We start from the raw sequence: 10,949 nt of genomic DNA, 5'->3' as shown, positions 1-10,949 counted from the left end.
TGGCTGCGGCTGTGGTTGTGGCTGCGGTTGTGGCTGTGGCTGTGGTTGTGGTTGTGGTTGTGGCTGCGGCTGTGGTTGTGGTTGTGGTTGTGGCTGCGGCTGTGGTTCCGGTTGTGGCTGCGGCTGTGGTTGTGGCTGTGGTTGTGGTTGTGGCTGCGGTTGTGGCTGTGGTTGTGGTTGTGGTTGTGGTTGTGGCTGCGGTTGTGGCTGTGGTTGTGGTTGTGGCTGCGGCTGTGGTTGTGGCTGCGGTTGTGGCTGTGGTTGTGGTTGTGGCTGCGGCTGTGGTTGTGGCTGTGGTTGTGGCTGCGGTTGTGGTTGTGGCTGCGGTTGTGGCTGCGGTTGTGGTTGTGGCTGCGGCTGTGGTTGTGGCTGTGGTTGTGGCTGCGGTTGTGGTTGTGGCTGTGGCTGTGGTTGTGGCTGTGGTTGTGGCTGCGGTTGTGGTTGTGGTTGTGGTTGTGGCTCGCCGTCGTCAGTCACCAGTCGAATATTTCCCCGCGTGTCGGAACGCGGAAAATTATCGCCTAGCGCCAGTGTAGATGTTCCACTCGTAATAGCTCCGGCAGTTCCGTTGATGCTAGCATCGCCGATGATAAAAGGTGCGATCGGATCTCCTCCGTCTCCACCTGCATGGGAGATTGTAATCGCACCGCCTCCAGTTCCTCCAGCAGTGGAAATACTGGACAATACTCCATTTTGGTCAGTGAAAGACCCCAAGGCCCGGAAAAAGTTATCCGTGGTAATGTCAACTTGTCCGCCCGTGCCGCTAGAACCGCCTTGGGCATTGATATACTCAACTTGGATATCGTTTTCTGGATCGATAAAAACATTACCGCCATCACCTATAACTGCACTAGAATTAATCTTTCCAGCAGTAATCTGAACTTTTGCCATTACGGTGATATTTCCACCTTTACTGTTACCGGAAGCATCCAAGTCGCCAGCTTTGACAATTCCGTTTTGACTATTGATGCTGAGGTTACCGCCAGCACCAGTCGTCGAAGAAGCATCGAGATTAGCAGTTGTGACAGTACCATTATTGCTAGTCAGATTAATATTACCGCCTTTTGAAGTAATATTAGCCGTGCTGATATTCCCACCAGTAGTTAAAATTACACCATCAGTATCTGTAGTTGTGACATTTCCTTGCAAGGAAATCGTACCCGTTCCTCCCGAATATCGCAAACTGCCAGCATTAATATTTGATGTAGCTGCCAAACTAGCGGCACTTTCTATAGAAATCGCACCGAGTTCTTGATTTGTTTTTCCACCAACAGCGCCATTAAAATTCACATTGCCACTACCAGCACGTAAAGTTAAATCGTTAAATTCTCCTGCTTCGCTATCTAAAGTATTGCCAAAAGTGATATTACCATTTTCAGTATTGAAAACAGCATCTTCGGTGATAGTGACGGGTATGTTAAAAGTGAGAGGACTGTTATTAGTTGTAATTCCACTTGATACAAAAACATTTCCAGCGCTGGTAATATCCAAATTACTCAGAGGATTGGTATTACCGACAGCAGCATTAAATCGGATATTACCCGTACCTGCTTCTAACTGCAATTGTTTAGTACCGTCTAACGTACCCGTAAAAGTAATATCACCTGCGCCTGTACCTGTACTGAGTTTGACATCGGAACCTAGTAGGATGCGTTGTGCGATCGTAATATTTTGATTAGCTGTAGTGATATTTCCATTTAAGGTATTTGTAAGAGCATTCAAAGTAATTGAAGCGTCGCCTGTTCCAGTTAAATTACCATTTATGTTAATTGTTCCGTTTCCCGATTGAATTGTGACCGGATCGTTGAATGTGCTGCTATTGATGGTAACATTTCCGGTGCTGTCCGTGCGACCGATAATAATAGAACGAAAACCACCTTTTAAGTTATCTATTTCTGCCGCCGTTAAATCTAAAGCGTCGGTATCACCAACATAACCCAGCAGGATATTTTGTCCGGTTGTTCCCGGTTCGAGTGTAAGATTATTAGTACCCGCTACTGCGCCATTGAAATCAATTTCACTTGCTCTTATAAAAATATTAGTAGCGGTAATTGCTTGCGTGGTGACTTTATTTGTTTTATCAACATTCAAGTCACCGATGGGAGTATTGCTACCAATAGCATCCGTAAAATTGATATTACCCGTCCCAGTTTCTAATGTGAGATTTCGATTGCCATCGATAGTACCGTTGAATTGAATATCGCCACCGCCAGACGTACCAGTGCTGAGGGTGACGTTATTAGCTAAAGTGGTATTGCCGTTGAGAGTGATGTTTTGTTCCGCAGTGGTAATATTGGCGTTTAAGCTTGTGTTTCCAGTCAAAGTAATCGAGGCGTCATCGGTTCCTGTAATGGCATTATTTACTAAGATTGAACCTATAGGAGACTGAATTAAAACTGGATCGTTAAAAGTAACTGGATTCGATACGGTAATAGCGCCGCTACTGTTATCCCGTCCGATGATAATTTGAGCAAATCCCGGTTGTAAAGTGTTTAGATCGGTGGTGTCTAGATTCAAGTTTGCGTCGTCAGTCGTACCGCCAACAGTAATACCTACACTGGGATTCAGCGGTTGTAATTGAATAACGCCATTGCCTTTAATTTGCGTCGTGCCAGTGAGATTAATTTCATCGCCAGTGAGGGTAATTGTAGTATTGCTTGTTCCAGTGGAGTTAATAAAGGTGTCCGCTAATAAAATTCCTTCTGCACCGCTACCACCAGTTCCTGTCAAGCTGATATTTCCATCTTTGGTGTCAATTCTAGAGGAACTGTTTGTAGATACTCCACTATTTTGATCGGTTCCAGTGCCGCCAGTGCCAGTGAGATCGATCGATCCTATCTCCGTGCTTTCTACTATACTACCGTTTTGAAGGCTAATACCAAGGTTTTGCTTTCCAGTTCCATCACCACCAGTACCGCTGATGCTGATATTTCCATCCTTTGAACTGACTCTGGAGGAATCTAAAACTATCCCTAATATTTGCTCTGTTCCTTTCCCGCCAATACCAGTGAGGATAATATTCCCCGTTCCGGTAGTTTCCACTACACCACTGCTTTTAAAAGCAATGCCGTCGTTACCAATTCCAGTTCCATTACCACCAATACCATTAAAACTAATATCTCCATTCTGCGAACTGACTCTGGAATTACTGTTTATGAATACTCCTGTGTTCCCATCAATTCCATCACCCCCAATACCATTTAGGGTAATTGTTCCCGTCTCATTAGTCTCTACCACACTGCTGTTATCAATCAAAATACCGTGAGAATTCGTACCACCCGCTAATCCTTTACCTTGAATCGAGATATTTCCACCACCAGCATTAAGTGTGGAATTATCAATCCTAACTCCAACAGTATTTGCAGTTGTTCCTACCGCTGGATTGCTTGATGGATCTTTTCCACCACCTAAAACGATCGGCCCTCCACCGGAAGTAATCTTAGCATTGGTAATGTCGATCGCACCCGCATCATTTGCATCGGCATCTGCATTCAGAGTGATTTTACCATTAGTGCTGGATGAGAGATTGCCTGCGGTAATATCGCCAGCAGCGGAAAGTGAAATTGCGCCACCATCACCTGTGGTAGAACTAGAATCAAGCGTCCCAGCACTGGTATCGATACTACCGCTATTGCTGGTGACGGTAATTCCGGCTGGTGCGGTAATATTGTTGGTGGTGATATTTTGGTTTGCTAGCAGGGTAACGGAGGCATCGCCTGTGCCTGATATCGCACTTCCTGCATTAAATGCGATCGCACCTGTTCCCACAGGAGATTGAATTGTTACCGGGTCATTGAATGTAAGGTTATTGCCGATCGCAATTTGACCGCTTCCATCGCTGCGACCGATCGTAATCGATTTAAATCCATCCTGTAAATTAGCTATTTCTGCGGCAGTCAAATCTAAATCGGTACTATTAGTAGAACTACCCAAGGCGATATTTTGTTCGGCGGTAGCTGGTTCAAGTGCGACGGTATTCGTACCGCTAACAGAACCGTTCAAATCGATTTCACCCGCTTTTAAATTCAGCGGGTAATTGTCTGCTGCTAAGGTAGAACCGAAGGAAATTGTAGCAGTTCCCGGATTGAATGTGGTGTTTCCAATTAGAGTAACTGGGGCGCTAAACCTGATATCATCATTGGTGGTACTTAAATTACCGGAAATGAACACCGAACCAGTACCATCTTGGGTGAAAGCGCCATCAAGAATAAAGTTATCTGCTTTTAAAGTTAAATCTTGCGTGTTAGTGAGAGTGACGCTACCGTTATTGGTTGTTGTTACAGTGTTGTTTAAATTGAGCGTCCCAGTACTATTAATGTCGATATTCCCTGCTACTTTTGTGGTAGAATTAACATTGACATTCTGACCGTTGATATTTAAACCGCTGAGGAGATTGGTATTGCCGATCGCACCCTCAAATGTAACATTCCCAGTGCCAGCATCAGCAGTCAACAATGGGTTCAATTCGTTGTTTTCGCTTTCAAGTGTACCAGAAAAACTGATGTCGCCTGCGCCAGTGCCAGTGCTAATGGTAACATCCCTATTCAGGATAGCATTACCATTAATTGCAATATTTCGATCTGCTGTCTCGATACCTGCGGTGAGGTAGATTGTGGTAGCATTGAGGGTTATTGAGGCGTCGTCTGTGCCAGTGACTTGACCGCCGATGCCGATCGATCCTTGTGGAGATTGAATAGTTGTAGGATCTTTGAAAGTGATAGGATTAGGAACGAAGATCAATCCGCTTCCATCTGATTTTCCAATAGTAATCGACTTAAATCCATCCTGGAAGGGAGCAATGTTTGTTGATGTGATTGTTAAATCTGGATAGGAAGTAACTGGCTGTAAAGTCAGAGTGCCGTTTTTACTGGATATCGAGTCTGTTCCACCTACTAAGTCAATTCTATAGCTATTTAATTCAATACTACCGCCGCTCGTAGTGCCGCTGGCGTTGATGTTGCTGGCGGTGATACTACCAGGGCCAGGGGCGGAAAGGGTAATTGCACCTCCATCACCTGTGGTAGAACTAGAATCAAGCGTCCCTGCACTGGTATCGATACTGCTGTTATGGCCATTGCTGGTGATAGTAATTCCTGCTGGTGCGGTAATATTGCCCGTAGTGATATTTTGGTTAGCTAACAAGGTAATTGAGGCATCGCCTGACCCTGTAATATTGCCAGTTCCAGTAATTGAACCAACTCCTGTGGGAGACTGAATCTTTACCGGATCGTTGAATGTAGAATTACCGTTTAGAGTAATTTTACCGCTGCCGTCTGTGCGACCGATCGTAATCAAACTAAACCCTTCTTTGATATTCGCTAATTCAGCTGCATTTAAGTCTAAATCTGCGGTGTTTGTAGAATCGCCAATAGTAATATCTTGTTCTGCTGTTGCAGGTTCGAGTACAATGATATTACTACCCGTTACCGCGCCATTAAAATCAATTTCACCTGCCCTTAAAGTCAGCGGGTTGTTGCCTGCCGCTAAAGTGGAACCGAAGGAAATTGTAGCTGTTCCGAGATTGAATGTGGTGTTTCCAATCAGAGTAACTGGGGCGCTAAACTTGATGTCGTCATCAGTGGTAGTCAAATTACCAGAAATGGAAACAGAACCAGTACCGTCTTGGGTAAAAGCACCATCAAGGATGAAATTGTCTGCTGCTAAAGTTAAAAATTTTGTATTGGTGAGGGTGACGCTACCGTTATTAGTAGTTGTTACAGTGCTATTTAAATTGAGATTCCCAGTAGCGTTAATGTCAATATTTCCTGCTATTTTTGTTGTGGAATTAATATCGACATTCTGACCGTTGATGTTTAAACTGCCGAGGGGATTGGTGTTGCCGATCGCACCCTCAAATGTAACATTCCCAGTGCCAGCATCAGCAGTCAACAATGGGTTGAATTGGTTGTTTTCGCTTTCAACTGTCCCAGAAAAACTGATGTCGCCTGCGCCAGTGCTAATGGTAACATCATCATTGCCCAGGATAGCATTACCATTAATTGCAATATTTCGATCTGCTGTCTCGATACCTGCGGTGAGGTAGATTGTGGTAGCATTGAGGGTTATTGAGGCGTCGTCTGTGCCAGTGACTTGACCGCCGATGCCGATCGATCCTTGTGGAGATTGAATAGTTGTAGGATCGTTGAAGGTGATGGGATTAACGATATAGATGATTCCGCTTCCATCCGATTTTCCAATAGTAATCGAGGTAAATCCATTTTGTAAAGGAGCAATATTTGTGAGTGCGATTTGTAAATTTTGACTGGAAGTAAATGTAAATGGCTGTAAAGTGAGAGTGCCGTTTTTGCTGGATATCGAGTCTGTTCCACCTACTAAGTTAATTGTACTGCTAGTTAAATCAATACTCCCGCCGCTGGTAGTGCCGCTGGCGCTGATGTTGCTTGCGGTGATACCAGAAGCAGAAAGTGCGATCGGGCCTCCATCACCTGTAGTAGAACTAGAATCAAGCGTGCCTGCACTCGTATCGATACTGCCGTTATTGCTGGTGATAGTAATTCCTGCTGGTGCGGTAATATTGCTAATAGTGATGTCTTTGTTAGCTAATAAGGTAATAGTGGCACCTGTCCCCGTGCTTGTCAGTGCGCTAGTGTTTGTAATATTGATGCCGTAGTTGATTTGTCCAGTGCCATTGCCAGTGCCAGAGAGGATGATATTTCCATCTCCTGTGTTGAGGTTGGATTGATCTATGAATATCCCACTGTTCTCATCCGTGCCATTGCCGCCAGTGCCAGTCAGATCGATCGCACCTGTCCCCGTGCTTGTCACTGTGCTACTGTTTTGAATATTGATGCCGTAGTTGATTTGTCCAGTGCCATTGCCAGAGCCAGAGAGGGCGATATTTCCATCTGCTGTGTTGAGGTTGGATGTATCTAGGAATATCCCGGTGTTAGCATCCGTGCCATTGCCGCCAGTGCCAGTCAGATCGATCGCACCTGTCCCCGTGCTTGTCAGTGCGCTAGTGTTTGCAATATTGATGCCGTAGTTGCCTCTTCCAGTGCCATTGCCAGTGCCAGAGAGAGTGATATTTCCATCGGCTGAGTTGAGGTTGGATGTATCTACAACGATCCCGGTGTTAGCATCCTTGCCATTGCCACCAGTGCCAGTCAGATCGATCGCACCTGTCCCCGTGCTTTTGACTGTGCTACTGTTTTGAATAGTGATGCCGTTGCCTCCTCCAGTGCCATTGCCAATGCCAGAGAGGGTGATATTTCCATCGGCTGAGTTGAGGTTGGATGTATCTACAACGATCCCGGTGTTAGAATCAGTGCCACTGGCACCAGTACCAGTCAGATCGATCGCACCTGTCCCCGTGCTTGTCACTGTGCTACTGTTTTGAATACTGATGCCTCGGTTGTTTTGTCCAGTGCCATTGCCAGTGCCAGAGAGGATGATACTTCCATCTGCTGTGTTGAGGTTGGATGTATTTAGGTGTATCCCGATGTTAAAATCTGTGCCATTGCCACCAGTGCCAGTCAGATCGATCGCACCTGTCCCCGTGCTTTTGACTGTGCTACTGTTTTGAATACTGATGCCATAGTTGCTTTGTCCAGTACCATTGCCAGTGCCAGAGAGGGTGATATTTCCATCTGCTGTGTTGAGGTTGGATGTAGTATCTAGGAATATCCCGGTGTTAGAATCCGTGCCATTACCACCAGTGCCAGTCAGATCGATCGCACCTGTCCCCGTGCTTGTTAGTGCAGTGTTAAAAATAATGATGCCGTAGTTGCTTTGTCCACTCCCATTGCCAGTGCCAGAGAGAGTGATATTTCCATCTGCTGTGTTGAGGTTGGAGCCAGATAGGACTATCCCGTTGTTATAACCCGTGACATTGCCGCCAGTGCCAGTCAGATCGATCGCACCTGTACCCGTGCTTGTTAGTGAAATGTTACTCGCAATACTGATGCCGTAGTTGCCTTGTCCAGTGCCATTGCCAGTGCCAGAGAGAGTGATATTTCCATCTGCTGTGTTGAGGTTGGAGTTGAAAGCTAGTGATATTCCGAAGTTATTATCCGTGCCATTGCCGCCAATGCCAGTCAGATCGATCGCACCTGTACCCGTGCTTGTTAGTGAAGTGTTGTTTTCAATAATGATGCCGTAGTTGCTTTGTCCAGTACCATTGCCAGTGCCAGAGAGGGTGATATTTCCATCTGCTGTATTGAGGTTGGATGTATCTAGGAATATCCCGTCGTTAAAATTCGTGCCATTGCCGCCAGTGCCCGTGAGGGTAATTGTCCCTGTGCCAATCGTTTCTACTACACTACCGTTGCTCAAATCAATACCGTAGTTGTTATCACCAAAATTTCCTCCTTTACCTGTGAGATTAATGTTACCTCCCCCGGCATTAATGTTGCCGCCGTTGAGAGAAATGCCAACAGGGAAAGCAACACTCCCTCTGCCAATTGCTGTAACATCACCACCATTAGTAGTAATTGTAGAATCACTAATAGTAAGAGTACCTCCAACACTATTATCAGCATCAGCATTAAGAGTAACTGCTCCCCCATTTGTCGTAATATTGGCATTTACCTTAATATCGTTATTAGCTTCCGCTGTAATCCCAACTCCCGCCGCTGCAATATTAACAGGCGAACTGAAAGTAATATTATTAGTAGCTTGCAAAGTTACATTAGAATTTGCAGCATTGATAGTGCTATCATTGATCGTGTTGTTTGTACCCGGATCGGCAAATTGGTCGTTTGCACCCAATTGCGCTGGATTATTTCCCCCAGCAACAATCTCGATATTAGTCGGATCTAAAAGTAAATTTCCCCATAAACCTTGCGGTGCAGATAAATCTGCCATCCCAGCAAAATCAAGCAACTCTTTCCCCGAAACTTCTGCAAATCCACCATCACCACCCTGCTTTCCTCCCCACGCCGTAATCGTCCCATAAAACCGGGTAGCTTCATCGCCCCAAACAATTACCCGTCCGCCATCTCCAACTGTCAAACTATCAACGGAGATCGCAGAATCTTTACTGACAAATGTCCGCGAAGCATTCGGTACATCCCCTTTCCCCTGATAATCTCCACCCACGCGCACGATACCGCCGCCATTAGTGCCGGAAGCATTAATATTACCGCTAATAACGCCAACTTTATCGCCGAAAACATTAACCGAACCACCTGTTTTACCCGCTACGTTAATATTGCCGGAAGCTATTGCTGTATTACCCGATTGCGGTATGCTAATTCCCGATCCTGTTAGTTCTACGCTTCCATCTTTATTTACTTGCAATCCCGTTGCATTTCCCCCACTTCCACCCGTCAGCATTTGCGGCAAAGAAGCAACTGGCAATGTGGAATTATTGGGTAAATTGCTGCTATTTCCAATTGGTTGAATTTCTAAACTCAGCAAATATCCCGGCTGACTCAATCGCACTAAACTAGAACCGGGAACCGCTGCTATGGTAATATTACCTTCCGGTGCTGTTAATTGTCCGGTATTAATTATCGTGCCACCAAGTAAAGTTAAATCTTGCCCTAACGCAACTGCTAAATTACCGTAATTAATAATACTTCCCGGTTGATTCATCGTAAAGGCAAAAGCATTTGGCTTGCCGATCAGGTTTGCATAATTATTTGTTCCAACCGCATTAAACCAATTATTGCCAAAACCAATACCATTCGCTGTAGTCGCCGTAAAAGCTGCGGGAACGTTCAAACTGGCATTTGCACCAAACACAATGCCAGATGGATTCATTAAATATAAGTTGGAATTGCCGCCCGTAACTTGAATCAAACCATTAATATAAGATGGATTGCCACCGTTAATTCTGGCTAAAATATTTAAGATTTGCGGTGAAGAGATAAAGTTGGCAATTTGCCCGGAATTAACATTAAATTCTTTAAAGCCGTGAAATAAATTAGCGCCATCCCCAGAACGCTGCCCGCCGGTGATATCCAAGCGGTTTCCGTCTGGGGTGACGATCGTATTCGTATTCCCCGATTCTGGAACGATCGGCTGGGCGATAACTGGGTGCGTGAGCGCAAATGCACTCACCAAAGCTGGGAAAAATAAAAAGATACTTCTTTTGGTAGATGCCATAATACGATCTCTTTTTTGAAAAAAAATAATTTAGTCGATCGCTCATCTCTTGCGCTACGGGAGGTTCTACGGACAACCCGTAAGTGGATTGCCAGGACTTCCTCATAAAGATATATGAGTAAGATTTCTGAGAGCTTATGCAGTCTTAAGTAACTTTGGATTTAAATTCGACTGTGCGGTAACGGGGTAAGTGAAAGCGATATTGCTCCGCAACGCTAGTGCGATCGCACCCCCCACAGCAGAAAAAAACCAAAAAATCACAATTATCAGTATATGTGATGTTGCAAAATCATTGACGATATGCTCTGAGAACGGGCTTACGAATAAACGCTCGATCGCGCTCTAGTCAAATATACTGAAATTATCCCTTGAACAGCATTGCCTAAAGTCATAAAAATATATGACTGGGGTCATATTCGAGATCATACGAGATGCTTTATAATGTTTGGGGTTTGCGATCGAGCTTTTTTATTCCTGTAGAGACTCTCCCATTCCGTCCATAAGCAAGTTGGTTGTGGACTGAATACAAAGCCACTCACAACGCCCTCAGCCCGCCCGGAACTCAAGGATACTGTTGGCGAATTACCTCAACTGTCGTGAAATCGAGGGGGCGAGAGGGAGAGGGGGGGAGGGGGAGAGGGGGCGAGAGGGAGAGGGGGAGAGGGGGAGAGTGGGAGAGTGGGAGAGCCAAGTCCTGTCATCATTCGATCGGTGTCAGGGGTCTAACCCCCCAGTTAATTGACCAACAGTATCTTCAAACCCCCTGCGGGTGAGTAGTAAGACAAACACATTCGTGACATCTCCAGTTATAAGCTAACACGCATCTAATTCGGATATTTCTAATCCGGCAATCAAACCTTCAATTCCTCTCCCACTCCCCC

At 45.4% G+C, this 10,949-nt stretch carries 1 protein-coding gene; it reads right to left on the bottom strand.

Annotated elements, in window-relative coordinates:
* A partial coding sequence (locus LAY57_RS23665) for a two-partner secretion domain-containing protein (protein WP_249069560.1) occupies window positions 1–10,068 on the bottom strand: 10,068 nt, incomplete at its 3' end.
* Window positions 10,069–10,949: the final 881 nt, after the last annotated feature.

Origin of the sequence: Argonema antarcticum A004/B2 (assembly GCF_023333585.1) — a bacterium.
GTDB classification, from domain to species: Bacteria; Cyanobacteriota; Cyanobacteriia; order Cyanobacteriales; family Aerosakkonemataceae; genus Argonema; species Argonema antarcticum.
Note: the sequence above shows the minus strand (reverse complement) of the source record. Positions and strands in the feature narration are given on the sequence as shown.